Source organism: Aliiglaciecola sp. 3_MG-2023 (genome assembly GCF_030548205.1).
Classification (GTDB): Bacteria; Pseudomonadota; Gammaproteobacteria; order Enterobacterales; family Alteromonadaceae; genus Aliiglaciecola.
Map to the genome: position 1 here is coordinate 1 of NZ_JAUORV010000008.1, position 26,410 is coordinate 26,410.

19 protein-coding genes are annotated in these 26,410 nt (G+C 41.5%); 15 read left to right on the forward strand and 4 right to left on the reverse strand.

Annotation, left to right across the window (positions count from 1 at the left end; genetic code table 11):
- The first annotated feature begins 810 nt into the window (after positions 1-810).
- The 13 genes from Q4574_RS10580 (at position 811) to Q4574_RS10640 (ending at position 20,199) form a co-directional block, all read left to right on the forward strand.
- On the forward strand, positions 811-3,318 hold the full coding sequence (locus Q4574_RS10580; RefSeq protein WP_303474078.1) for a TonB-dependent receptor: 2,508 nt from the start codon (positions 811-813) through the stop codon (positions 3,316-3,318).
- A 59-nt stretch (positions 3,319-3,377) separates the two neighbouring features.
- Positions 3,378-4,709: a sugar MFS transporter gene (locus tag Q4574_RS10585; protein WP_303474079.1), complete on the forward strand. Its 1,332-nt coding sequence runs from the start codon at positions 3,378-3,380 to the stop codon at positions 4,707-4,709.
- Between the two features lie 116 nt (positions 4,710-4,825).
- A complete protein-coding gene (gtfA, locus tag Q4574_RS10590; RefSeq protein ID WP_303474080.1) occupies positions 4,826-6,313 on the forward strand; it encodes a sucrose phosphorylase in 1,488 nt (495 codons plus the stop codon).
- Positions 6,314-6,355: 42 nt separating this feature from the next.
- Positions 6,356-7,402 (forward strand): LacI family DNA-binding transcriptional regulator, encoded by a 1,047-nt coding sequence (locus tag Q4574_RS10595; RefSeq protein ID WP_303474081.1) that lies wholly within the window; start codon positions 6,356-6,358, stop codon positions 7,400-7,402.
- A gap of 740 nt (positions 7,403-8,142) precedes the next feature.
- Complete coding sequence (locus Q4574_RS10600; RefSeq protein ID WP_303474082.1) at positions 8,143-10,497, forward strand: TonB-dependent receptor; 2,355 nt, start codon at positions 8,143-8,145, stop codon at positions 10,495-10,497.
- A gap of 94 nt (positions 10,498-10,591) precedes the next feature.
- On the forward strand, positions 10,592-11,773 hold the full coding sequence (locus tag Q4574_RS10605) for a serine hydrolase (RefSeq protein ID WP_303474083.1): 1,182 nt from the start codon (positions 10,592-10,594) through the stop codon (positions 11,771-11,773).
- Between the two features lie 160 nt (positions 11,774-11,933).
- A complete protein-coding gene (locus Q4574_RS10610) occupies positions 11,934-13,106 on the forward strand; it encodes a cytochrome c family protein (protein ID WP_303474084.1) in 1,173 nt (390 codons plus the stop codon).
- An 18-nt stretch (positions 13,107-13,124) separates the two neighbouring features.
- The gene (locus Q4574_RS10615; protein WP_303474085.1) at positions 13,125-14,339 is read left to right on the forward strand and encodes a serine hydrolase; all 1,215 of its coding nucleotides are present in this window, start codon (positions 13,125-13,127) and stop codon (positions 14,337-14,339) included.
- A 3-nt stretch (positions 14,340-14,342) separates the two neighbouring features.
- Positions 14,343-15,761: a sodium/proline symporter gene (locus Q4574_RS10620; RefSeq protein WP_303474086.1), complete on the forward strand. Its 1,419-nt coding sequence runs from the start codon at positions 14,343-14,345 to the stop codon at positions 15,759-15,761.
- Between the two features lie 241 nt (positions 15,762-16,002).
- The gene (locus tag Q4574_RS10625) at positions 16,003-16,830 is read left to right on the forward strand and encodes a universal stress protein (protein WP_303474087.1); all 828 of its coding nucleotides are present in this window, start codon (positions 16,003-16,005) and stop codon (positions 16,828-16,830) included.
- A 175-nt stretch (positions 16,831-17,005) separates the two neighbouring features.
- On the forward strand, positions 17,006-18,409 hold the full coding sequence (locus Q4574_RS10630; protein ID WP_303474088.1) for an MBL fold metallo-hydrolase RNA specificity domain-containing protein: 1,404 nt from the start codon (positions 17,006-17,008) through the stop codon (positions 18,407-18,409).
- 81 nt (positions 18,410-18,490) lie between these two features.
- Positions 18,491-19,282, forward strand: coding sequence for a DUF432 domain-containing protein (locus tag Q4574_RS10635; RefSeq protein ID WP_303474089.1), 792 nt, complete (start codon positions 18,491-18,493; stop codon positions 19,280-19,282).
- Between the two features lie 23 nt (positions 19,283-19,305).
- Positions 19,306-20,199 carry a mechanosensitive ion channel family protein gene (locus Q4574_RS10640; RefSeq protein WP_303474090.1) on the forward strand — a complete coding sequence of 298 codons (894 nt, stop codon included), beginning with the start codon at positions 19,306-19,308 and terminating at the stop codon, positions 20,197-20,199.
- Between the two features lie 57 nt (positions 20,200-20,256).
- Here the strand turns inward: Q4574_RS10640 and Q4574_RS10645 are convergent, their stop codons facing one another.
- The 3 genes from Q4574_RS10645 to Q4574_RS10655 are packed head-to-tail and all read right to left on the reverse strand — an operon-like array spanning position 20,257 to position 23,287.
- The gene (locus Q4574_RS10645) at positions 20,257-21,405 is read right to left on the reverse strand and encodes an ABC transporter permease (protein ID WP_303474091.1); all 1,149 of its coding nucleotides are present in this window, start codon (positions 21,403-21,405) and stop codon (positions 20,257-20,259) included.
- The gene (locus Q4574_RS10650) at positions 21,402-22,340 is read right to left on the reverse strand and encodes an ABC transporter ATP-binding protein (protein WP_303474092.1); all 939 of its coding nucleotides are present in this window, start codon (positions 22,338-22,340) and stop codon (positions 21,402-21,404) included. The genes Q4574_RS10645 and Q4574_RS10650 overlap by 4 nt, the downstream gene beginning before the upstream one ends.
- The gene (locus tag Q4574_RS10655; protein ID WP_303474260.1) at positions 22,337-23,287 is read right to left on the reverse strand and encodes an HlyD family secretion protein; all 951 of its coding nucleotides are present in this window, start codon (positions 23,285-23,287) and stop codon (positions 22,337-22,339) included. The genes Q4574_RS10650 and Q4574_RS10655 overlap by 4 nt, the downstream gene beginning before the upstream one ends.
- Positions 23,288-23,584: 297 nt before the next feature.
- Here Q4574_RS10655 and Q4574_RS10660 point away from each other — a divergent pair, with 297 nt between their 5' ends.
- Both Q4574_RS10660 and Q4574_RS10665 read left to right on the forward strand, forming a co-directional pair.
- Positions 23,585-25,144: a sodium/solute symporter gene (locus tag Q4574_RS10660; protein ID WP_303474093.1), complete on the forward strand. Its 1,560-nt coding sequence runs from the start codon at positions 23,585-23,587 to the stop codon at positions 25,142-25,144.
- Positions 25,145-25,382: 238 nt separating this feature from the next.
- Positions 25,383-25,928 (forward strand): hypothetical protein, encoded by a 546-nt coding sequence (locus Q4574_RS10665; protein WP_303474094.1) that lies wholly within the window; start codon positions 25,383-25,385, stop codon positions 25,926-25,928.
- A gap of 27 nt (positions 25,929-25,955) precedes the next feature.
- Here Q4574_RS10665 and cynS read toward each other — a convergent pair whose 3' ends face one another.
- On the reverse strand, positions 25,956-26,402 hold the full coding sequence (gene cynS / locus Q4574_RS10670; RefSeq protein WP_303474095.1) for a cyanase: 447 nt from the start codon (positions 26,400-26,402) through the stop codon (positions 25,956-25,958).
- Positions 26,403-26,410: the final 8 nt, after the last annotated feature.

The window sequence follows — 26,410 nt, forward strand, 5'->3', positions numbered from 1 at the left end:
TGTAGGTAGGGGATTTATCCCCTACGTTTTTGTCCTCATGTTTCATGGCCTAAAGACCATGCTACCGATTTTATATCCTGTAGGTAGGGGATTTATCCCCTACGTTTTTGTCCTCATGTTTCATGGCCTAAAGACCATGCTACCGATTTTATATCTTGTAGGTGGGGGATTTATCCCCTACATGTGTCCTTATCATCCATGGCTTAAAGACCATGTTACCGATTTTATATCCTGTAGGTGGGGGATTTATCCCCTACGTGTGTGTCCTTATCATTTATGGCCTAAAGACCATACTATCGATTTTATATCCTGTAGTCGGGGGATTTATCCCCTACGTATGTCCTTATCATCCATGGCCTAAAGACCATGCTACCGATTTTATATCTTGTAGGTGGGGGATTTATCCCCTACGTATGTCCTTATCATCCATGGCCTAAAGACCATGCTACCGATTTTATATCTTGTAGTCGGGAGCTTTAGCCCCGAGAAGGTGCTGTCAGCCCTCAGCCTAAAGACCAAACTAATCGCAAAATACGCGTTGTGACTCTTGCACCAAGAATATCTGGAATCAACAAGCTGCTAACAATAAATTCGCCATAAATGGCTAATTGGTCGAATTTGTTTTTAACTAAATTTCTAATAATAACAATCAGATAAAATTATTCCCCATCGTCATGTTAAATATTTGTTTACAAGCTGAGTCCATTTAACTAACATTTACTTAATCGATTAAGTAAATCGTTTCTAAAAAACTAGAATTAATAGATCTACCAATATATACATCAATAAACTTAACATGAGGCACTCAACATGAGCTTTAACTACAAAAGATCAACACTGTCCCTAGCAGTGCTCTTTGCGATAAATAATACCGCAGTAGCACAACAAAACTCTGAAGACACCGAAGTAAAGCAAGAATTTGAAACTATCGTTGTGACGGCAGTGCCTACTGGCGTCGAGGCTCAGGAGGCTTCAGTATCAGTAAGTACTCTGATCCCAGACGACATTGTTAAGTTGGCACCGCGCTCGACAGCTGAAGTATTTCGAGGGCTGCCAGGTATCCGCGCCGAATCCTCAGGAGGTGGCGGTAATGCAAACATTACTATCCGCGGTATTCCTCTGGCCACAGGGGGCTCGAAATTCATGCAATTACAGGAAGATGGATTACCCGTTCTTGAGTATGGTGATATCAACTTTGGTAATGCCGATAATTTCCTGCGTTATGATTGGTCAGTTGGTTCAATACAGTCGGTACGCGGTGGCTCAGCTTCAACATTTGCAAGTAACTCACCGGGTGGCGTAATCAATATGATCAGCAAAACAGGTGAGTCTGGTGGCGGTGCTATTGGCGCGTCTTTTGGCGTGGATTATGAAGAGTTTCGTTTAGACTTCTCCTACGGTGGCGAAATTAGCGATGATCTGTATTTCCATGTTGGTGGCTTTGCTCGTGGTGGTGAGGGCACCCGTGAAACTGGTTACAATGGTGATCAGGGCGGTCAAGTTAAGTTTAATATTACCAAAGTATTGGATAACGGTCATATCCGTTTTTACTTCAAAAACTTAGATGACAGAGTAACGACTTACTTGCCTGCACCGGTAAAAGTTAACGCTAATGGCGATTATGGGCCGGTTGAGAATTTTGATGCAAGTAGTCAAACTTTGCACTCTGCTTATACAACGAATGTATCTACATTTGATTCGTTTGGAAATCCAGTAAACCGTGATCTTACCGATGGTATAGAGTCTCAGGTAACTTCCTACGGATTTGAAGTTGATTTAGAAGTTGCGCCTGAATTGTTTTTAATCAACCGATTCAGAATGTCAGATGTTTCTGGTAGCTTTATTTCTCCATTTACCGACACTTTCGGTGCATATGGACCGCAATCGGCCAATGATATGGCCTCTGCTATTTGTGATTCGGCTTTAGATGGCGATGGTAATTCATTTAATTGTGCCTCCACGTCAGTAACGCTGGCTAATGGTCCTGGTGCCGGAAACGAATACAATGGATTGGCTTTTCTAAACCTGTTGTTCGATACCTCATTGAACGATTTGGGGAACGTCATAAATGATTTGAATCTGACTAAGCAATTTGATAATGGAGTGTCGGTAACGGCGGGTTATTACTACTCAAAACAAGACATTGCAGCAAGCTGGAATAGTTGGAACACCTTCATCCAAACGGTGGATGGTAGCAATTCTCAATACTTACATATTGAAGATGCCGATGGACAGCCGCTTGTCAATAATGGTCTTTGGGCACCGAGCTTTTTATCCTGGGAATGGGATCTTAATTACACCACAACTGCGCCTTATATCAACATTGGTTTTGAGCTTGGCGATGATTGGTTGTTCGATGTCAGTGCGCGTCGTGATTCAGTTCGAGCAAATGGTGAGTTAATTAACTCATGCTGTGGTGGGAACTCTGATTATGATATTAATGGCGACGGGGTGATTGCAGGAAATAGCGAAGATGCGTCTGCGTCGAATGGTTTTGGCTTTGGTGGGGGGGTAATTAACCTGAACCGTGCTGGAGCTGCCAGTCAAATGGTCAATTATGATGCTAATAATACCTCGTTTTCAGTAGGGGGTTCATACCTTTATAGCGACAACATGACAATGTTTACACGTTACAGTGAAGGCGGCAGAGCGCTTGCTGACCGGTTATTGCAAATTGCAGGAACCTTAAATAGCGATGGTAGTTTAACAAGCACTACATCGGGCTTTGATGAAACTGAACAACTTGAGTTTGGTATTAAGTACGGGACTCGCGATTTCATGCTAAATGGTACTTTCTTTAGTACTGTCACCCAAGATACCCAAGCAGAAGTAACCAGTGGCTTAACGTTTATTCGTGAATATGAAGCTACCGGTATTGAGCTTGAAGGACGCTATAATTTTGGCAATGGTTTTACGATTTCGGGTAATGGTACTTGGACAGACGCAGAAATTAGTAAAGATCAGTTCAATCAAGCTTTAGTAGGCAAAACGCCTCGCCGTCAAGCCGACTTCATCTATACATTAACACCGCAATACGATTCGGAATATTTCTCTGTTGGCGCTACTTTTCAAGGTTCAACTGACTATTTTGTACAAGATTCAAATGAGTTAAAACAGAATGCTTATACCATCGTTAATCTGTTCGCTACTTATTATATTTCTGACGCTTTTTCAGTGTCATTAAACATTAATAACGCGACGGATCAATTCGTAATAACTGAATCTGAAGAAAGTAATGCACAAGTTGGCGATATTATTAGAGCCCGTCCTCTTAATGGTCGCACAAGCTCTATTCAGTTGAAGTATACGTTTAACTAATTGATGAAAACACAGGGGCGCAAGCCCTTGTTGTTTTCCTTGAATACGCAGAGGTGACCATGTCAAATGCTGTTGCATCACAGAAAAACCTATTGTTAATCAGATGGTTGACTTACTTGATGTTTATGATGTTTGCAATGACATCTGACTCGGTAGGAGAAATTATTAAGGAAGTTAAACTAGAGTTTGATGTTTCCAATACCCAAGCGAGTTTATTGCATTCTCTATTTATGGTGGGAATCGCATTTTCAGGCTTGTTTTTAGGATTCCTCGCCGATCGTTTTGGTCGAAAACCAACGCTTATTTTAGGCTTAGCATTATTTGCAGCTTCTTGTTATTTGTTTTTAATTGGCGGAAGTTTCAATTTTATTCTTGGTCTAATTACCCTATCGGGATTAGCGGTGGGGATTTTTAAGACGGCTGCATTAGCGCTAATTGGCGACATTTCCAGCTCGACTAAAGAACATACTGGGACAATGAACGGTGCTGAAGCTTTCTTTGGCGTGGGGGCTATTATTGGACCTCTATTGGTTGCTTATTTACTGCGCAACGGTGTCGATTGGATTTGGCTATATGTTATTGCTGGCGGTTTATGCACTTTATTGATCATAATCGCCTTGCTGGTTAAATACCCTAAAACTGTCCGCCCTGTTAATACTAAACCCAGCAGTCTTGGCAGTAGTTTGAAATTATTAAAGGATCCTTATGCGATGGCTTTTTCAGTTGGAGCCTTTCTTTATGTGGCGGCGGAAAGTGCTATATATGTCTGGATGCCAAGTTATCTAGTTTGTGATGCTGGAAGTGTAAACGATATGTTTTCTTGCTATTCCAGTGATACTAATAAGTTGCTTGCTTTATATGCTGTATCAGTGTTCTTTTCACTTAGAGCTGTCGGTCGCTTCGTCGGTATTTGGATGATGCAACGCTACGAGTGGAGTCGTGTGCTGGTATGGTTTAGTTTCGCTATCCTTCTTTGTTTCATGGGTGGCCTAATCGGTGGTAAAGCTATTGCGGTGTATCTATTTCCACTGTCAGGTATCTTTATGTCAGTGATATATCCGACCTTTAATTCTAAGGGAATCAGTTGTTTCGCAAAGGCATTGCATGGCTCTGTCGCTGGCGTTATTTTATTTTTTACCGCAGCTGGTGCCGCTGCAGGCCCGTTGATTATGGGCATAGTAACTGATGCAAATGGCGGGGATGCAAAATATGGATTTATTGTTGCCACTGTATTTTCGGGATTGCTGTTTTTGGGCTTGCTGTACAACACGATCAAAAAACCTACAGCACAACGCTTGGCAGAGGTTGAGCGTTCAGAATATGAATCAGAACCTATTCCAAATATTGATGAGAATGCATTGCGGCTTGCACCAGAACCTGGATCTAAATAGGAGTTATCTCTGTCAATGCTGCTAGTGCAAGGCAATAGAATCCTTGACGCTATTGCTGTTGTGCAATTCTAGGTTAAAACGATCTAACACTTATAAAAAATATATGGAGTAAATTTATGCTTGCTAAAAATAACGTTCAACTTATTACTTATGTTGATCGTTTCGGGGCCACAACACTTAATGAGTTAGACACCCTTTTAACACAAGATTTGAATGGGATTTTTGGAGGAGTACATTTGCTACCTTTTTATTATCCTATTGACGGCGCAGACGCCGGATTTGATCCCATTGATCACACGATTGTTGATAATCGCCTTGGTCGCTGGGCAGATGTGGCAAAAATGGGTAAAAACCTAGATATAATGGCAGATATGGTTGTCAATCACATGTCTGCAAAGAGTAATGCCTTTAAAGATGTTCTTGAACATGGAAAGGCATCTCAATATTGGCCGTTATTTCTGACTCGTGATTCGGTATTTAATGATAATAATGCGTCTGATATCAGCAAAGTTTTTCGTCCGCGACCGACCGAATGTTTTTCTAATTACACCCTAAAAGATGGCACTAGCGTACCATTTTGGACCACATTTACCGAAAATCAAATCGACATTGATGTAGAGTCGCAACAAGGAAAAGCTTATCTTGATTCAATATTAACTGTATTTGCTGAAAATAATATTAAACTTATTCGTTTAGATGCGGCAGGTTATGCGATTAAAAAAGCTGGAACAAGTTGTTTTATGCTAGAGCAGACTTTTGAGTTTATTCAATCTCTCAGTGAGCGTGCATCTGAATTAGGTTTACAATGTTTAGTGGAAATTCATAGTCATTATCAAACCCAAATAGAAATCGCAAAACGCTGTAACGCTGTGTATGACTTTGCCTTGCCCCCGTTGATTTTGCACACCTTATTTACTCGAGATGTAACTGCGTTAAGCCATTGGCTGGGCATATCGCCGCGCAATTGTTATACGGTGCTAGATACACATGATGGCATAGGGATAATGGATGTCGGTGCTTCAGACGGTAAGCCTGGATTACTAAATAATGATGAGATAGATAGGTTAGTCGAAACTATCCACCAAAACTCCTTGGGGGGATCACGTAAAGCCACAGGTGAAGCAGCAAGCAACGTCGATTTGTATCAAGTAAACTGTACGTTTTATGACGCCCTTGGTCGAGATGATATGGCCTACCTAATCGCGCGGGCAATCCAATTTTTCTGTCCTGGGATCCCTCAGGTCTATTACGCTGGATTTTTAGCCTGTGAAAATGATTTAACTTTGCTGGAAAAAACGAAGGTCGGAAGGGATATAAATCGGCCCTACGTCGGCAAGGATGAATTGAAACGAAGACTAGCAACTCCTGTCGTCCAAGGGTTGACAGAGTTGATTAAACTTAGAAATAAAGATGTGTTTAATGGTGAGTTTAGCTGTGCTACCAATGAAAAACAGCTAATCTTACGTTGGGATAAGCATGCAAATTATGCACAGTTGATAGTTAATTTGGAGAAACTAGACGCTAGCATTGAATTAGTTGAAAACGAGCAACTTCAGATAATCAAATTATCCAGCCTTATTACTTCATTGGAAAATAGCGTATGATGTGCAGTATAAATCGTATATCAATAAAGACATTTTCAGTAAATGAGTGGTAACAAGTTAGCAATAAAAGAGGTTGCACGCCGTCTAGGCGTGTCCACCGCAACGATCTCTTATGCGTTTAATCGTCCCGACCAATTATCAGAGAAAAGACGCAAAGAAATATTAAGTGCATGCGAGAAAATGGGGTATTTTGGTCCGAATAAGGCCGCTCGATCACTCCGCCAAGGCACGTCGAACATTATTGCATTGATACTGCCAGACGAATTAGCATATATGGTGAGTGATCCGGTCGCCAGTGAGTTTATTCAAGGAGTGGCTAAGGCCCTTAAATCGACAGAAAAACATCTCTTATTGTTCTCTGGAAACAACGACAATGTTAACGAAATTATTGACTTTGTTGATGGTTTTATTTGTTATGGTTCGCCAAGAAATCCAGCTTTGCTCGAACAATTACCCAATATTAAGAAAAATATAGTGACTGTCGATTTTGATATTGCAGGTGCGCCTTCCATCAATATCGATAATGAAGAGGCTGCTTATCAATCGGCATGTCTAGCAATTGGTGAACGTAAAGAAATCCCAGCTATTATAGGGTTACGTTTAGTTGCAAGTGATTTAACCTGTACGGTAGAAAATAGGCCATTGATTGGAAGCGGATATTCAATTTCGCACCGACGACTTGACGGATATTTACGTGCATTAGGGCAACGTCAAATTTCTATCGACGAAAGTCACATTTGGCATATTCCTGAAAATATACATAAATACGCAATTAAGGCAGCGAAACAAGCGCTTTCATTAACACCTGTGCCAACCATTGTGTTTTGTATGAGTGATATTATTGCACTGGCAGTAGTGAAAGTCGCGGTTCAAATGGGGATTCGTATTCCTGAAGATCTTCGGGTGGTAGGTTTTGATGGAATTGAACAAGGCCAACAATATCATCCAAAGTTAACCACAGTTCAACAATTCAGTGTTGAAAAAGGTATAAAAGCAGCAGAGCTATTCATAAGCAAAGATAAAAAGAGTCAAGAGTTTGGATTTAAAATTCTGAGTGGCGAAACGGCCCCCATCCAAGATCCAAGTTAATATCCTACGTAAAAACCAATTTTTTCTCGGTTTAAATGACCGAGGATTTATCCTTCACATTTTTGTCCTCATGTTTCATGGCCTAAAGACCATGCTACCGATTTTATATCTTGTAGGTAGGGGATTTATCCCCTACATGTGTCCTTATCATTTATGGCCTAAAGACCATGTTACCGATTTTATATCCTGTAGGTGGGGGATTTATCCCCTACATGTGTCCTTATCATTTATGGCCTAAAGACCATGCTATCGATTTTATTTCCTGTAGGTAGGGGATTTATCCCCTGCGTGTGTGTCCTTATCTTCCATGGCCTAAAGACCATGTTACCGATTTTATATCCTGTAGGTGGGGGATTTATCCCCTAGGTGTGTGTCCTTATCATCCATGGCCTAAAGATCATGCTACAGGGTGGTTTTTATACCAACCTTATACTTTAGGCTAATTTTATTGTTTATTTTTTTATTAAAGATATACTTTTTTAACAGCCTAAAAGGAATGGTTTGTTTTTCAGCGGTAATGTAACTGTATGAAATTAAACAGATATTTATTTTGTTATGTGTGGTTTGCATAACACAAACAAAAGTTTGATGGTTATAATGTTATATGTTAATGTCATTATGTGGTTGGGTCATTATTGAGCATTTTGGCTAAGCTGTGTAATAAGTTAGTGCCTTTTATATGAGGCACACTCTAATTTAATAACGAATTATAATAAAAATATCTGCACCGGGAATCTATTATGAGAATAACGTTTAAAGTTACAGCCCTATCGTTAGCCATTGCATCCGTAATGAGCTCCTCCGTTGTTTCGCAAGTCTATGCACAAGAGCAACAACTTAATGAAGATGAAAGCAGTCTAGAAGTTATCATGGTAACCTCGCGAAAAGCGGTCGAGTCGATTCAAGATGTGCCATTAGCCATTAGCGCATTCAGTGCTGAAGATATTGCTAAAAGAAGTATAGAGGAACTTGAAGACGTCGCTATGTCTACTCCTGGTTTATCTTTTGAAGATTATTCCAATGGAGGTTACGGTACACCGATTATCCGTGGTGCAAGCCAATTTTCTGTTGATCAGTTAGAGCAAAATGTTTCTACCTTTGTAGATGGGGTTTATATTCCAAGAAATTACGCACTAGATTTAGGTGCCATGGACATGGAGCGTATTGAGGTTGTTAAAGGTCCTCAAGGCGCTTTATACGGTGCTAACTCGTTTATGGGGGCTATCAATTATATTACCAGCAAAGCAGATTTAGGTGGGCTGACGGGCGAAGTCGGCTTAGTTATAGGTGATGGCGGCCGTCGTGATATTACCGGTAACATCAGCGTGCCAATTATTGAAGACAAGTTAGCCGTTAAATTTAATTTTACCAACAGTGACTATGATGGTGATTGGACAAACTCTCATCCAGCGGCACAAGCCGGTGTCAGCCCAGGTACTGATGATACCTTGGGTGGTTGGGATAAAAAAACCTACAGTATTTCATTAGTGGCAAAACCCGTCGAAACCATTGATATTGAAATGGCATATCATTCCTTTGACTCTTTCACCGAAGGCAAAGCGCAATCTCGTTTAGAAATTGGTGATTTTAATTGTGGCGGTAGTTTATTTGGTGGGCCTGTTCGTGGATATTGTGGCGAACTGCCTGAAACACCGGTTGAATTTGGTTCTGATACTGAAACGGGTTTCCTTATAGATCCTAGAACCTATGGTTTAGATTCTGAAACTGAAATTTTTAGAGCATCGATTTCAGCCGAATTAACCAATAACTTTAGCGTTTCCTATCAATATGCTAATATTCAAGGTGAAACCATGAGTGCTGGTATCTCTGACAGAACGCCGCTTACCGGTACTGATTTGACACCTTTTGGTATCCCTGCTTTTATGAATGCCTTTACTGTATTACCTGTGGGTAGTTTTGATTATGATTCTCACGAGTTGAGAGCCGAATACACTGCAGATAACGGCGTTTATGCCATGTTTGGTATTTACTCATCTGATGGTGAAGATAAAGATACTGGTCAAAGTGGTTATTTTGCTCCGCTTTACACCGATAATTTAGACCCGATTACTGAAGATTCTTTAGATAGTGCAAGTCGCAATAATAATATTACTATAACTGAGTCTACCTCATTATTTGGACGTGTCGCGGTTCCTTTAATGGATGATAAATTAGTGTTAGCTGTGGAAGGTCGTTATACCGACGAAACCAAAAAGCAAAACATCGATTATATTGATGGTACTTCTGCAGATGACTATGAAGACAGTTATTTCACTCCACGCTTTACCGCAGATTACAGTATTAATAAAAATCAATTAGTTTACTTTTCAGCAGCACAAGGTGTGAAATCTGGTGGCTTAAATCCTGAAATTTCAGGTGGCCTAGAAGATACAGAAAAAGCTTACCAAGCGGATGAAAATACTACTTATGAAATAGGTTCCAAAAACACTATTTTAGATGGTGATCTTCGAATCAATGCTGCACTTTATTATATCGATTGGACTGAATTACAAGTCAGCCAAGCGGCAATTAATGGCGGATTCTTCACTACATCTATTGTGGGTAATTTAGGTTCTGCAACCTCTAAAGGTCTTGAGTTGGACGTAACTTACGCATTAACTGATGCAATTACTGTTAATGCAGGGCTAGCGCTTAATAATGCTAAATACGATGATGGAACTATCTCTCAGCGTTTAGCTAGAGCTGCGATTTGTGATGACATCGTTTGTGCCGCCAATGGCGATGTAAGTGGAAATTCATTGCCTAGAAGTTCTGATACCCAATGGAATATCGGTGCTCAGTATGACGGTGAGTTTAACGACAATTTAGAATATTTTGTACGAGCAGATTTAACCGGTCAATCTGAACAGTATATGGCAGAAGCTAACATTACCACTATTCCTTCTAGAACCTTACTCAACCTGCGTGGTGGTGTAACGGGTGAAAATTGGTCAGCAGAACTGTGGGTTAAAAACGCAACAGATGAAGAGTATGTATCAAACGCATTCTATATTCCAAGTGCGTTCTTTGTTGCTATCGTCCCAACTTGGGGTAATCAACGTCGTATCGGGGTTTCTGCCGAATACCGTTTTTAATTATACCGAGTATGTTAGCGCAAACCGATCCCTGAGGTCGGTTTGCTTTTAACCCTGTAGTCCTTCCGAATATGCTGTGGAGATAAAGGAAGATATGTCTAGACTAATCAAGATAGTCGCGTCTTTGTGTGGCATTATATTATTGGTCGCGTTAGGTTTTTTGGCGATTAATTATACTTACATTAGCCGTTTAAACAGCCTCGAAGGGGTTGACTTTGTTCATGATACACAATGGTATGAACCATTAGTCACAATGCAGCCTGCGAGCAATAAAACTCGTTTGAGTATTTCTGACGAGGCACTTTCACAGCAAGATGAACGCTTCGCTGATGCATTGGGTTATGCCGAGCAAGTTGGAAGCAGTGCATTTTTGGTTTGGCAAAATGGAGAGCTATTGGCACAAAAATATTGGAAAGGTGAAAACGCTGATAGTTATATGCAGACCTTTTCAGTGCAAAAATCCATGGTTGCGCTGCTAATCGGTATCGCAATTGAACGCGGTGAAATCCAATCGGTGAAGGATCCGGTTTCGAAATATATTGGCCAATGGATAGATATGCCATTCGGCGAAATTACCATAGAACACCTATTAACTATGTCATCTGGTTTGTTTTTACCGCCTGTTGATTTAAATAATAGTTTTTCAGCACATAGTACCAAACTCAATTATAGTAATGATATTTCTAAGGTTGCTCGCTCTTTAGAGCAGGTTAAAGCGCCAGGTACTGTGTTTGAATATAATAATTCAAATCCACAGTTACTAGTGGACGTGCTTGAGGCTGCAACAGGTGAAAAGTTTGCTGCTTACATGGAAAAATACCTTTGGTCAAAAGTAGCTGCAAACCCTGGATATGTCTGGTTGGATGACGAGAATGGGACTGCCCATGGTTTTAGTTTCTTAATTGCTAAACCTGAAGATTTGCTGGCCGTTGGTGTCATGCTACTGAATAAGGGTGCGGTAGGTGATGAGCAAGTTGTTTCACAAGCGTGGATTAAACAAACAACTCAACCTTCGTTAAGTAATCCTAATTATGGTTATTTGACATGGCTTGGCAGTCCCTACAAACCTATGCGAACTTATCGTCCTGGCGCTAAATTCGGCGTCATTCATTCAGCTCCTTACTTCGCTGACGATGTCATCTTTTTTGATGGGTTTGGTGGACAGCGCGTCTACATCATTCCATCTAAACAGCTAGTAATTGTCAGAGTGGGGGATGTTCGTTTTGATTTTGACGACGCTGCAATACCTAACGCCGTTATTAACGCTGTTAAGTAAACTTAAATAGCATTGCAAACCGACTGCCCGCAGTGGTTTATGCACAAAATTACTAATATTTAACAGATATAATTTTATATCAGGTTAAATCAACATTTGAACTTAGAATGGCTCAAAACAATATGAATCTAAATACTAATTTTAATAAACAGAGGTCATTATGAAAAACAATCCTAAATCTGGTGGTTTTTTAGAACAATTAGGATTGTTCTTTTCAGTCTTATTTTATACGTTGTTCGCATGGCACTCGTGGTGGTCAGGTGTATCACCCAGACTTATTCGTGGTAGTGCAGAACGTGATGCTATTCATCATGCTCACTTGAACATTGGGGCAACATTGTTTGTATTACTGTTGTTGATATTTGCGGTTTGGTTATTTCGCCCTGGAACATCGGTGATAACAGGTCTTAAAAAGGCGTTTTCAGATGTTTCAAATACTGCGGTTTCCTTGTTTTTTATCTTCATGTTTTTTGCCATGCTGGCTGGCTTAGGTCAGGCTTGGGCGAAAGGTGAAGTGACTAAGGTATTAGGAGTCTTTCCGCTGCATGAATTCTTAGATTGGTCTTGGAGTACATCGGGCTATATGCACTCGGCGTTATCGACCATTTCTACAGCATTCTTTTCTGCTATTGTGTTTGTCTATTTGTTTACTCATTTACGCAAATATGTAAAACCAGGTGTGGCCGTTGCCTTACTTATTATTCTGCATTTGCTGATCAATTTACCTAAACCGCCATCGTTACATCCTATCGCCGATTTTGGTGCTTATGTTTTAGTCCCATCATATTATTTAATTGGTTTGGCACTTTTTTGCTGGGCTAAAAATCGTCGCTGGGTTTATATACCAATTCTAACGGTTATCGTTGTGTTCTTCTTATATTTACCTTATTTCGCGTTTAAAGTTTTACCACCTTGGCATCAAAGCGCTGCAGAAGAAACGGTTTTCGTTGAGTCTAAGGAAGTTCTTACGCCTCCACGTCCAAAAACTGAGATTTTCCCTACCTCTGAAAATTTAGCCGCGGCTAAGGAAACGGCATCTTGGTGTACTCAGTGTCACAATGCCGTAGAAAGCAAAGAGCATTTATTGGGGCCAAATTTAGTTGGTGTGTTTAATCGACAAGCAGGCACCGCAGCGGGATATGGTCGTTATTCTAAAGGTATGGTTAAAGCTGGCGTAGAAGGCATGTTTTGGACTAGAGCGAACTTATCAGAATTTCTCTCACACGGTAAAGAATTTGTACCTGGTACCTTAATGAACCAGCAGACTGATTTATCCGATCCAGTGAAACGCAATCAAGTGATTGATTATTTAGAATATATTTCATCTAAATAGATGTAAGGATTGAAATCAATGGGCAAGACTGTCGGTAAAATTTTTATTGGTTTGTTAGCACTAGTGATGTTGGTAGGGGCGGTTTTGTATTTGCAAGATCCTCTTTTTTGGAAGCGATATTATTTAATTGCTACCGGTAAAGGTACGTTACCGCAGTCTGGGTGGGAAGGTTCAGAATATCCAGTAGAAGGTGCTGCTAAGCAACTATTTGACGTAGTCAATGAAGGGCCAGGGAGTATCCCTTCGGATGCCCTTGCTGATGTAAGTGAATATGCCGCTGAACGCCGCAGTACTTCTTTGTTAATTTGGCATCAAGGCAAATTGCGTTTTCGTGAACACTATCAAGGTATGGATGAAAATTCGTTAATTGTGGGTAAAAGTATGGCGAAAATGGTAGCGTCTTTGGTGATTTCACGAGCGATTAAAGAAGGTTACATTGCTGGCTTAGATGAGCCCGCATCGACCTATATCACTGAATGGAAAAATACCGAAAAAGCAGCCATTAGCATTCGCCATCTGCTTCAAATGTCTGCTGGTTTTGAGCGCTATTATACACTCGATATGAGTCCATTCAGCACTTTTACCCGTTCATACCTTTCAGGTTATACAGAAGATGTGATTATTAACGACTACGAATTGGTAGACGAACCGGGCACAAAATATGACTACAGCCAGGTTGTCTCTGATTTGCTAGCGCTAATTCTAGAGCGAGCAACGCAAAGACCCTATGGCCAATATTTATCAGAATCGTTAATCAAGCCGCTACATGCCCAAGGTGGTGAGGTGATGCTTAATCGCCCTAATGGACTGGCACACAGTGGGTGCTGTTTACTGTTACCTTCTGAGTCCTGGTTACGAATGGGAATTTTGTTATCCAACGGTGGCGAAATAGATGGCAACTCTCTATTTGCAGATAATTGGATGCAAGAGTATTTAACGCCATCACCGGCTAACCCAGCCATGGGCTTGCATATTTGGTTGGGAAAACCTTATTTACCTAAGCGTGCCTGGACTGAAGTGGGTAAACCTAAAGGCTTTGGTGTGATTCACAGTGAGCCGTACCTAGCAGATGATTTATTTTTGTTTGATGGTAGCGGTAATCAAGTGATGTATATCGTTCCATCTATGGACTTGGTGATTTTGCGTACTGGTGGATTTAGCTGGGCACCTGGAAAAGAATGGGACAATAGTTACATTCCAAATACTATTATTCGTAGCATTGTGGAGCCGTAAACCATGTCAGACGCCAGTTACATTTTAGTGGTCTTAGTGGTGTATAAACTAGTTTTGTTGGGAATTGGTTTTTGGGCACAACGGCGGGTAAAAAACACCGAAGATTTTTTCCTGGGTGGGCGTGGTTTAGGCCCATTTGTTGCTGCTGTAAGCTACTCAGCTAGCTCATCTTCAGCATGGAAACTGCTTGGTTTTAGTGGCGTTGTGATGGTGCTGGGGATCTCTGGTATCTGGTTAGCCTTAGGCAGTATCTTGGGGATGTTTATATCTTGGTATTGGTTTGCCCCCAGGCTTTATCGCACAAGTCTTGAACAAAAAGACCTTACTGTGACTGACTTTTTGAGTTTTGGCAGCAACGGCCAGATTAAAAAATTCATTGTGGTCTGTGCATCCTTAATTATTTTAATCTCTTTTACCCTCTACGTGGCGGCCCAATTCCAAGGCGCAGGAAATATGTTCTCTGCTACCTTTGATATGCCAATGACTGAAAGTGTATTAATCGGCGCAGCGATCATTTTTATTTACACTGTGTTAGGCGGTTTTTGGGCTGTCAGTATGACAGATGCGCTGCAGGGCTCTATTATGGCCATCGCGACTTTGGCATTGCCCATTGCCGCAGTTGTAGCATTAGGTGGACCTGTAGACTTTATTACTACTCTTTTAAACGTTGCTACAGCGGAACAACTCAGTCTAACTGGTGGCAACATTGGATTATTAGCCGCCGGTGTTATTATTGGTAATTTAAGTGTCTCGGTGTCCTCAATGGGACAACCCCACATGTTGCTACGTTTTATGGCGCTGCAAGATGAAAAGGCAATCAAAACCGGCCGTCGCATCGCCGCTGCTTGGTTTCTAATCGTTGATTTAGGGGTTGTTGTCGTTGGTTTAGCAGGGCTTGCTTTGCAAATGCAGTTGGATAATCCAGAGAACCTGTTTTTTGTACTCACTAGTGAATTGTTCCATCCTATCGTGGCTGGGGTGATCACCGCAGCCGTGTTGTCTGCCATCATGTCCACTGCTGACAGTCAGTTATTAGTGAGTGCCTCAGTGGTTGCCCATGATTTAGGCTTAGAAAAACGTTCTCGTTTTTCAGCCTTGACCATTTCACGACTGAGTATTTTGTTGGTTGTGGTTTTTTCGGTGTTAGTCACTTTATATATGCCTGAAGCCATATTTAGCAGAGCCATCTTTGCGTGGGTCGCACTAGGTGCGTCTTTTGGGCCAATTATTATTGTGCGTTTATGCAATCGAGATATACAGCCCAAAGCGACACTATTGGCAATGATAACGGGTTTTGTGTTAGCGGTTACCTTTTACCTACTACCCAGTACCCCAGGAGACTTTTTGGAACGGGTAGTGCCGTTTTCCATCGCACTTTGTATCGCATTTGTAGGCTCAAAACCCCGCGCTAACATCACGTAGTGGTTTTCCATCACTGACTAATTAGCCATCATTGCATCCCAATGGTGGCGCTATTTTCCCCTTAATCCAAACTTTCAATATTCATAATGTTGGCAACAAAAATTTCCTCATTTTAATCACATACCTTGATGTGGATCATTCAACTAGAACAATTTTAAACTATGCTTAGGTTTACGTTAACGCATATTGTTGAAATGACTTTAAAAAGATTACTCATTGAATAGCATTGTTAGGAAGGTTTATGAGAGATATTTTAGTTGTTATCGAAAGGAAAGAAAGCGTAAAGCCGATGTTGAAAAAAGCACTCAAGTTCGCGCCTGAGAGTATTACTGTGCTTTATATTGCAAACGACTTGCTCGATTCTAATGTTGAGGCCCTTCATCGGTTAATCGACACTGAAGTGAACCAAGCATGTAAAACAACTATTCTATTAGAAGCCGCTGAAACGGCACCTGAGCGAGAAGAGTTACTGTTAAAAACCCTCAGCAACCACCAATTTGATACAACTTTTCTGCATAGACCGCAATTGGGGCGTGAAACCCTAGACTTTTCATTGATCAAAGCGGCGCTGAAAGGCCCTGTTAAATCCAGTGTTTTACTCTGTGGAGATAATCGCTGGCGGGGACAACCTAAATTGTTAGGCACTGTTGATATTTTCACCAGAACCCCTGCTCAAAAAGAGTTGAATGATAAAGTGTTAATGACTTCTGCACATCTTGCCAATAAGTTGTCAGCGGAAGTCTCTGTGTTAGGCGTGATCCCTATACCTAGGATCAAACAAGAGTTTGATATTACTGAGCCAGGAGAGGTCATGGTTAAACGGGGTAAAGAATCGAAACAGAAACTACAACAAATTGTCGAAGAAACTGGCGTGTTTACAGACTACAACGCGAAAATTGAGGCAGGCTCTGCGTATGTGTTGATACCTTCAGTGGCCAGCAAAATGAAGGCAAATTTAGTGGTAATTGGCAATGTTGGACGCAAAGGAATTAAAGGGTTTTTAATTGGCAATACAGCAGAAAAAATTCTGAACCGATTAACCGTTGATGTGCTAATCGTTAGGCAGTAAAGGTGTCAAAGGCAATAAAGGTATCAAAGACAATAGAGGTATCAACGGAAATGCAGGGCTTAGCCCAACATTAAGGTGTTTTTTGAGCCATTGTAATGGTGGCCGTTCGCCGTCCTGCTATACCTAAAATGTTTGAGGTAGATGACTTGGCTTAACAATCATAACGGAGATAATCATGGCTAAACTGACATTTTTTGGGGCTATTGAAGGCGTAACAGGCTCCATGTATTTGCTGCAATCTGGAAATAGTAAGGTATTACTCGATTGTGGATTGTTTCAAGGCCGACGAGAAGAAGAAGAGGCTAATTTAAAACCCTTACCATTCGATGTCAGTCAGTTGGATGCCGTGGTGCTTTCCCATGCTCACTTAGACCATTCTGGTCGTTTGCCACTGCTCGTTTCTGAAGGTTTAAGTTGTCCTATTTATATGACTTCGGCCACTAAAGAGTTAATAGAGGTGTTGCTCAAAGACGCAGCATCATTACAGCAACGAGATGTTGAATGGGAAAATAAGCGCCGTCGCCGCGCAGGTAAAGAGGAGCTTGAACCTCTGTATAACCTACAGGATGTAGAAACCACACTAGATGTCTGTATTGGCATAAACTACCATCAAAAACGAGATGTCGCTGAGGGGGTGACGATTCACTTTCTCGATGCGGGTCATATCCTTGGTTCTGCCATTGTGGAAGTCTTGATAGATGAGCAAGCAGGGCCGAAAAAATTAGTATTCTCAGGTGATCTTGGAAACTCACAAGCTGCGTTATTAAAGGATCCAGAATTAGTCGATTCTGCTGATGTTTTGCTGCTTGAATCGACGTACGGTGACCGCGACCATCGTTCTATGGGTGAAACACTGCAAGAGTTTGAGGATGTCATCGAAGAGGCTTCTGAAAATGGCGGAAATATTTTAATCCCTTCGTTTGCTGTTGGCAGAACTCAAGAAATCATATTTCGACTCGGCGAGCTGTATCAAAAAGGAAAACTAAAGCAACAAGCGGTATTTTTAGATAGTCCAATGGCGATCGCGGTAACTGAAATTTATCACCGCTATCAGAATGTCTTCAATGAAGAAGACCGTTCAGCAATGGGAGGAGAGAACAAACAACAAAGTTTGCATAAATTCTTGCCTGTATTGAAATATTCCAGCAGCACAGAAGAGTCTATGGCGTTGAATCAGATTGACCGGGGCGCGATTTTTATTGCTGGAAGTGGGATGTGCAATGGCGGCAGAATACGTCACCATTTAAAACACAACTTATGGCGCAATCAATCTCATGTTATTTTTGTTGGGTTTCAAGCCATTGGTACTCCAGGTCGAGCGCTTGTTGATGGTGCTAAAACCTATAAAATAGCGGGTGAAAATATTGCCGTTAAAGCACAAATTCACACCATGGGGGGCTTTTCCGCTCATGCTAGTCAAACGCAGTTGATTCAATGGGCGCAAGGATTCACCGCTAAAAAACCTCAGCTATTCCTTGTGCATGGCGAGGAAAAAGCAAAGCTGACTCTGCAACAGGCGTTCAAAAAAGTGGGGTGGCATGCAACGATTCCTACACTAAATCAAACAATTCAATTTTGAGTAAATCATTTTTAGCAGTAAACTGGCGTATCAGCATTCATTCAGCCCCACGAAAATTAAGGGTAGTTAAAAGTACGTATTATGAAAAAACAATTACCTTGGTGGGGAGAATTTAGCTTTGCACTTTCACAAACAAAGTGTTGGCGAATTAGAGAACGATTAATTGCTATAAAGCGTGGTCAAGGTGAATGGACAATATGGAACAATGAATCTGCTGTTGAAATTGATTTACCTATTTCAACGGATAATCCGGATTCAACCGAGTCCTTCGAGCAAATTGAATTTTCACGTTATTTGCTAGGGAATACGAGCGATACGTTGCTAATTGAACCCTCTCTTGCAGATAGGGCGATGGTAGTCAGACCGAGTCGGCCACTAGTGGTTTTGCCAGGAGAGAAGATTAACGTTTATGTCAGTACACCGTTGTGGATGACTATCTTAATACCAAACCATCCACTGCCAATGGCCGATATTCCTTTTTGGCGACCTTCAGACTCTTGGTTTGGGCCTTCTACCATGGAAGGAGACCTCTGTTATTCAAAATATACAGATGCAAAAATGGATATTAATCGCTTAGAAAAACGATCTCATCGTGCGACAACCATGGTGACAATAAAAAACGCTCAGGAAAAGCCGCTGTCAATTGATAAGTTAAATTTGCCTGTACCCGCCCTGAAGTTATACGTTAACCAAGATGGCGAATTTTGGACGGATCAAGTGTCTATTATGCAGCGTTTAGAACATACCAAATCGGTTTCTCATGTGCGCCATTCTCCTCCTGACGAAATACAATCAATGGAATTGGTATCTGAATCCCGTGAATTAAGTAAAAAGTCGTCTTTTTTATCTTCTATTGCAAGCTTAATCGATTAGCTTAAACCTGAGAATTGAAATCAATGAAAGAACTAAGTGAAAGTGCGATTTTTCTAGAAATGTTGCCAGCATTTGATGTGATTAAAGCCATCATTATTTTAGTTTTAGGGTATTTATTAGCCAAGTTTTTGAGTAATTTAGTATCTCGTTTTAATGTTGCAAATATGACACAACACGGGCAAGTGCTTTTGCGCCGTGCTGTTTTTTACGGTGTCATGATATTAATGTTTATTTCTGCTTTGCGAGAACTCGGCTTTGATCTTAGCGTGGTGCTCGGTGCGGCGGGAATATTGAGTGTGGCCATTGGTTTTGCTTCACAAACTTCTGCTTCTAATTTGATTAGTGGACTGTTTTTGATGATGGAGCGGCCGTTTTCCATTGGTGATGTGATTCGAGTAGATGAGACGACCGGAGAAGTGATATCAATTGATTTGCTTTCGGTTAAAATCCGCACCTACGACAATCTGTTTGTTCGCGTGCCAAATGAGTCAATGATCAAAGCACAAGTGACAACATTAACTCGATTTCCAATTCGCCGAGCTGATCTCAAAGTGGGTATTGCCTATAAAGAAGACATTGAAAAAGTGAAAGTCATCCTGGCTGAATTAGCAGATAAAAATCCATTATGCTTGAGTGAGCCAGCGCCACTGTTTATTCTGCTAGGTTTCGGTTCTTCCTCAATTGATATTCAATTTTCTGTTTGGAGTAAAAGAGAAAATTTCTTACTATTGAAAAACCAAATGTATCAACAAATCAAACAAGTTTTCGATGCGAACGGCATAGAAATTCCATTCCCACATTTGAGTTTGTATTCCGGTGAAGCCACTAAGCCCATCCCAGTTTCATTGTCTCAAAGTGAATTTCATGATGAAAATATAGGATCTCAAACAGCCAGCAAAACAGACACGCAAGGGTAGAGAACGCCTCTGCTCATGAATGCCGTTTGTGGGCTGAGTGTTATTGTGTAGGTTGGATTAGTCTAGGTTTTTCTTGAAGCGTAAAGACGCAATCAGCAACCCTAACAGGGTAAACATTATTAGCCAGGAAACATCAAAGGTCATATCAGTAAATTCCACATCTTTGAGGATGACCCCTCGGATCAAGCGCATAAAATGAGTTGCCGGTAAGGTTTCAGCAATATATTGGGCAATGACCGGCATGCCTTCGTAGGGAAACATGAATCCAGAGAGCAGGATTGAGGGCAGTAAAATGAATATGGTCATTTGCATTGATTGCAATTGATTGGTGGCAATAGTCGAGATAACCAGCCCTAACACTAAGCTTGCGGCAATGAACAAAATGGTGACAGCAAATAAAGGGACTAAACCACCATTAACAGGCACATTGAAGACAAAATGCCCTAGACCTAAAATGATCACCACTTGCACTAAACCAATAAAAATGTAGGGAATGATCTTTCCCAACATTAACTCGATAGGCTTAATTGGTGTGGCGATTAACAATTCCATATTGCCATGCTCAGTCTCTCTTACTATGGCCGCGGATGTGAACATGATCATGGTCATTGTGAGGATAATTCCTAATAATCCCGGCACTATATTTACCGCTGTTCGTTGTTCAGGGTTGTACAACAAAGTTACTTCAAAGGTGGCTGTTGAACGGTTAGCTGCTTGCCTTTGCAGTTCTACCAACGGCATTGACCGCAAACTTTTAATTGAACTTGCGATCATAGTATCTGAGCCATCTACTATCCATTGGGCAATGGGGCGACTTGTTTCCTCATCAGTCGAAGCAGGTAACCCCAAACCAACACTGGCACTGCGCGCCAAACGCTGACTAACGTCATGGGGAATAAATAAAATAGCGCGTACTTCTGTACGCTCCATCGCTTTTTGTGCACTGCTAACATCTTGATAATGTTTTGTGAATTCGACCACTTGTGTGGCAGAAACCGTTTGCACTAGGGCTCTACTCAGGGTGGTCTGGCTATGATCAACCAGTGCCACAGGAATATGCCTAACATTGGTATTAATGGCATAACCAAACAATATTAATTGCACTAATGGGATCATTATGACCATCCCAAAGGTCATTTTGTCGCGCTTTAATTGCGTCAATTCTTTAAATAAAATAGCTTGAATACGATATAGGCTAGTGATCATTGTCTACCACCACCTGTACAGGTAATAAATACGTCTTCTAAACTGGGACGCGTCAGATTGAGTTCATGTTTAGGCAGTTGAGTTTGATGTTGCAAATAGCCGCAAGGATCTGATATTGATTTACTTACCAAAACACGCAACCTCGCACCCAATTGAGCCGCGGTGATTACCTTAGGCAGAGACACAACTTGCTGTTTTAATTGACGTATACTTTCGGCCTGAATTTCTACTACGTTTGCCGCCATGTTATTCATCAAGTCTTCCGGGCTTCCGTCGGCGCGCTTTTTGCCATTTTCTAAAATGGCCAGTTTATGGCAGCGCTCTGCTTCGTCCATATAGTGGGTGGAAACTAAAATACTGGTCCCTTGTTCGCATAAATCAAACAGTTGTTCCCAAAATTCGCGACGGTTTTCAGGATCTACCGCAGAGGTAGGCTCATCTAAAAACAGCAGTTGCGGTTTATGCAGTGTTGCTCCTGCAAGGGCTAGTCGTTGACGCTGTCCACCACTTAAACTGCCTGCCAATTGATGTTGTTTTTGATCCAAGCCATAAATAGATAATAATTCACTCAAACGTTTTTTCTGTGCCGAACCTGAAATACCATAAATTTTAGCAATAAATTGTAGGTTCTCTTTAACCGTTAAGTTGTTATATAACGAAAATTTTTGAGTCATGTAACCCATTTTTAAACGCAACTTTTCAGCGTCTTTCGGCAGTGTTAAACCTAGTACCTGCACGTTTCCAGAGCTGGGCTTTAATAAGCCTGTTAGCATTCTTATTGCCGTCGTTTTACCACTGCCATTTGGCCCTAAAAAACCGTAAATCGTGCTTTTTTCTACGTTAAGATCAAGCCCATCTATGGCTTTTAAATCACCAAAGTGACGACTTAATTGTGTTGCCTGTATGACTAACTCTGAGGAGGGGGTAGTCGTCATGGAAGTTCCACTTGCACTGCGACACCGTTGGGAAGATCTGCATAACTATCAGGTAATTGCACTTCTGCTAAATACATTAACCTTGCTCGTTCGTCTTGATTTAAGGCGTAATAAGGAGTGAAAGCAGGTTCAATTGAAATCCAGCGAACATCGCCCTTAATGGGCTCAGAAATGCCATCCACGTGGATTTGCAAAGTATCCCCAGCTTTTATTTTCACGCGATAAGGTTCAGGAACATAAATTCGTGCATAGGGCGCTTTACCAGCAAGTACAATGGCAACAGGACTCCCAGCGGTGACTCTTTCGCCTAAATTCCACGGAAGGTTATCGAGTCGACCATCGCGGGTGGCGATGATGGTTAGGTCTTCAAGTTTTTTCATTTCACTTGCCAACGCAGCCTGCATCATCGCTAAGTTGGTTTTGCCCATTTCTAAATCCTCTGGTCGGGTGCCATTGGTCAATAATAGCAAAGCTTCTTTTGCTTCATGAACCGCTGCGGCTTTTGCATCCCGTGTGGCGAGGGCTTGATCGAGATTCGCTTGACTCACTAGCTTTTGGGCGATGAGGTTTTTAGCTCTGAGGTAAGCCGTTTCGCTTTCGGTTAACGCTGCCTGGGCACCTTCTAATTTGGCGCTAGCAGAGGCCACTTCTTCAGGGCGAGCACCATTTCTTAGTTTGTCTAAATTGGCTTGTGCTTCGGCAACAGAAGCTTTTGCTTTGGCGACCTGTGCTTTTTGTTGGCGAGCATCTAATTGCACCAATACATCGCCTTTTTTGACCAACGAGCCTTGGGGGATAGGTAACTCAGTGACCACTTCGCTGACTGTGGCGGTGTGGGCAATTCTACTTCGTTCTAATGTTCCTAGGGCAAGCCCGGTTTTATCGTCTTGGCATCCACTGATAAAAATTAACAACAGTAGCGAGGTGATCATTAAAACTGCTTGCATTAGCGTCTGTTTGGTCACTAATTTTATCGACAGGAATTGCATTTGGAGCATTAGTTATCCTTACAAATGGTATTTATCATCGGTAACCTGATCATTTAGTTGAAGGCGAGTCACAGCAAATCTCCTTTGGAAATTTGGTTTTAACGACCATCTTTACCTGACTCACTTAGACTACACCTTAACCATTCGTCGATCTAGCTATCACCGAATTGTGTATTTCATTATTTTGCAAATCCTTGATATGGTAATGAAAAAGTCCCGAACAACAATCATTCTAAAAAACTAGGGAGAAATATTTTGTCATTGCTCGATTACTCAATTGTTGGATTATATTTATTGGGGTTGTTGTTGATGGGATTGCTTTTCCGGCAACAGCGTAATCGAGATGATTATTTTCTAGGTGGACGAAGTATCCCTTGGCCGGAACTTTCTTTGTCGGTTATGGCCACCCAACTATCTGCTGTCAGTTTTATTTCAGCACCGGCTTTTGTTGGCTTGCGCGAAGGCGGTGGACTGATTTGGCTATCTTATGAATTGGCACTGCCTGCAGCGGTGGCATTAATGCTGTGGCGATTGTTGCCTTCATTGCATAAGTCTGGCGTGGTGAGCGTCTACGATTATCTAGAGAAACGTTTTTCCCGTTCCACGCGATTACTGATTAGTTTTGTCTTTCAATTAAGTCGTTCCGTGGCAACGGCCATTATGATTTATGCCATTTCCCTTATTTTACAAGGCACTATGGGGATGGAGCAGTGGCACAGTATCTTGTTAATTGGAGTGATTACCTTAGTGTATTCGGCCATGGGCGGAATGAAGGCTGTGGTGTATGGCGATGCATTTCAAATGATACTGATTTTTGGGGGCGCTTTAACGTGTCTTTGGGTTGCCTTAGATCATGTGGGCGGGGTTGATCAGGCATTGGCGATTATTGAGCCTGCACGCTTAGTGGCGGTGAAACCTGAACAGTTTGGCTTGTCGGGTAATGATTTTGGGTTATTGCCTATGCTATTTGGTGGAGTGGTGCTTTATGCATCCTACTATGGCTGCGATCAATCTGAAGCTCAACGCTCTTTGTCTGCACATAATCTTGGGGATCTGAGAAAAATGATGTTAACGGTGGCAATTTGCCGTTTTCCCATCACGCTAGTGTATTGTGCTGCGGGTTTGGTGATAGGTGCTATGGTGATGACTACACCTTCCTTGCAAGCGCAAATTCCAGCTGATAATCCTGATTGGATGATGCCGATTTTTATTATTAATTATTTACCAAGTGGCATTATTGGCTTATTAGTGGTGGCGATTATGGCCGCTGCCATGTCTTCCCTTAGCTCTGCAGTAAACAGTTTAGCCGCCGTTTCAGTTGAAGATATCTGTCGTTTGTTTAAACATCAGCCAAACAATGAAACCTACATTAAATATGCACGTTTAGCAGGCATTGGCTGGGGGCTAGTAACACTGTTTTTGTCATTCATTGCCGGTGACATCGCACCCACCATTATTGAAGCGATCAATAAAATTGGTTCAGTTTTCTATGGTCCTGTTTTAGCGATTTTTCTTTTAGGTATCTACAGTAAAAAAATTGCTTCTTACGCAGCGAATACAGGGTTAGCGGCGGGGGTATTAGTGAATATGGGATTATGGTTATTTGAAAGTCCCATATTTTGGTTTTGGTGGAATTTAATCGGCTTTGTTGTCACCATTGCCGTGGGTTATTTAATGACGTTCATTACCAAACCTACAGACTCTCACCTGCCCAGCATTCGATTGTTGTCACTTCATAACGCTATATTACTCATTGGATTGAGCGGTATTCTAACCTTGTTTTGTCTAATGTTACCTAGTTTGATATCCACATAGCCTTTTGACGTTTTTACGTTTAGATTGTGCATAATTTACCGATGCACGTGTAAATATCACCCAAGTTTAGATTCTCTATCATTCTTAATCGTTGAAATACAAGGGATTTAGAGTGTTATCGGCGAGTTTAGGCATGGCATGAAAATTGGAACCTACATAATTAACCCAAACACATTTTGTTATCTTGGTTGCAACTCAATCCAAGGTAGTAGTTTAAAATTATTGTTAAGGATTATTTATGAACACCAATACAGGCCCATTAAAACTCATAATAAAAACGCCGATTTTGTTGATGCTGACGAGTCTCATTTGGGTTGGTTGTGCAAGCGTACAACCAACCGCATTTGAAGCCGCTGAAGAATATGGCGAGTTTGGCTATAGCGACAAAAAACTCAGTGAAGATCAGTATCAAATTATTTTCAGTGGCAATGCCAAGACGGATACTGTTATCGCCAAAGATTACGCCTTATTGCACGCGGCCAATCTTACACTGTCAAACGGGTTTAGCTGGTTCGAAATTATCCAAAGTGATACTGACGTTGAAACGAAAGAGGTGAATAGGGTGGTCCCCGAGGTTTCCACTAACCCAACCACTACTTCTAGTTGTGGCGTACTGGGTTGCACAATTTCAACAGCATCTACTTACCAAGGAGGTAGCGTTATATCTAAGCAGGTGGCAGATAAAATTAATGCAACATTGGTGATTAAAATGGGCAGTGGAACACCCCCCAACCCAAATAAAGTGTTTGATGCCAAACAACTTGCTGCCAATCTTGAAAGTTAGATAAGGGGACGTCGTCTCCTTTGCTGGCTAATAGGATTTATAGGGTAAGAACTTTCCTGATAGGACGATATTCACTCTATCACCTGCTGGATTGTTCTCCCGCTGAATATCCATTGAGAAATCAATGGCGCTCATAATGCCGTCACCAAATTCCTCATGTATTAATGATTTTATGGTGGTGCCGTAAACATTCACCAATTCATACAAGCGATAGATCAACGGATCTGTTGGTACAGTCTCCTCTAACGAGCCCTTATACGGTACCACTTGCAACCAAGCAACCCCATTCTCATCTAGGTCAAACAAACTACCAATCTTTTGGGCTTGTTCTGCGCTGAATGTCATTTGTCCTAAACAACCCGCGGTTGTCCACTCTTTAGATTTGCCAATGGCATCGGCCGCTTGCTGCCAAGTAATACCATTCTTAACTTTGTTTACCAAGATTGCGGTTGTGACTTCTTCGCGACTTTTCATAATAGGAT

Bases quoted from the DNA above. Each gene is read 5' to 3' on its own strand.
- Q4574_RS10580 (WP_303474078.1), top strand. From the start codon at position 811: ATGAGCTTTAACTACAAAAGATCAACACTGTCCCTAGCAGTGCTCTTT.
- Q4574_RS10585 (WP_303474079.1), top strand. From the start codon at position 3,378: ATGTCAAATGCTGTTGCATCACAGAAAAACCTATTGTTAATCAGATGG.
- gtfA (WP_303474080.1), top strand. From the start codon at position 4,826: ATGCTTGCTAAAAATAACGTTCAACTTATTACTTATGTTGATCGTTTC.
- Q4574_RS10595 (WP_303474081.1), top strand. From the start codon at position 6,356: ATGAGTGGTAACAAGTTAGCAATAAAAGAGGTTGCACGCCGTCTAGGC.
- Q4574_RS10600 (WP_303474082.1), top strand. From the start codon at position 8,143: ATGAGAATAACGTTTAAAGTTACAGCCCTATCGTTAGCCATTGCATCC.
- Q4574_RS10605 (WP_303474083.1), top strand. From the start codon at position 10,592: ATGTCTAGACTAATCAAGATAGTCGCGTCTTTGTGTGGCATTATATTA.
- Q4574_RS10610 (WP_303474084.1), top strand. From the start codon at position 11,934: ATGAAAAACAATCCTAAATCTGGTGGTTTTTTAGAACAATTAGGATTG.
- Q4574_RS10615 (WP_303474085.1), top strand. From the start codon at position 13,125: ATGGGCAAGACTGTCGGTAAAATTTTTATTGGTTTGTTAGCACTAGTG.
- Q4574_RS10620 (WP_303474086.1), top strand. From the start codon at position 14,343: ATGTCAGACGCCAGTTACATTTTAGTGGTCTTAGTGGTGTATAAACTA.
- Q4574_RS10625 (WP_303474087.1), top strand. From the start codon at position 16,003: ATGAGAGATATTTTAGTTGTTATCGAAAGGAAAGAAAGCGTAAAGCCG.
- Q4574_RS10630 (WP_303474088.1), top strand. From the start codon at position 17,006: ATGGCTAAACTGACATTTTTTGGGGCTATTGAAGGCGTAACAGGCTCC.
- Q4574_RS10635 (WP_303474089.1), top strand. From the start codon at position 18,491: ATGAAAAAACAATTACCTTGGTGGGGAGAATTTAGCTTTGCACTTTCA.
- Q4574_RS10640 (WP_303474090.1), top strand. From the start codon at position 19,306: ATGAAAGAACTAAGTGAAAGTGCGATTTTTCTAGAAATGTTGCCAGCA.
- Q4574_RS10645 (WP_303474091.1), bottom strand. From the start codon at position 21,405: ATGATCACTAGCCTATATCGTATTCAAGCTATTTTATTTAAAGAATTG.
- Q4574_RS10650 (WP_303474092.1), bottom strand. From the start codon at position 22,340: ATGACGACTACCCCCTCCTCAGAGTTAGTCATACAGGCAACACAATTA.
- Q4574_RS10655 (WP_303474260.1), bottom strand. From the start codon at position 23,287: ATGCAAGCAGTTTTAATGATCACCTCGCTACTGTTGTTAATTTTTATC.
- Q4574_RS10665 (WP_303474094.1), top strand. From the start codon at position 25,383: ATGAACACCAATACAGGCCCATTAAAACTCATAATAAAAACGCCGATT.
- cynS (WP_303474095.1), bottom strand. From the start codon at position 26,402: ATGAAAAGTCGCGAAGAAGTCACAACCGCAATCTTGGTAAACAAAGTT.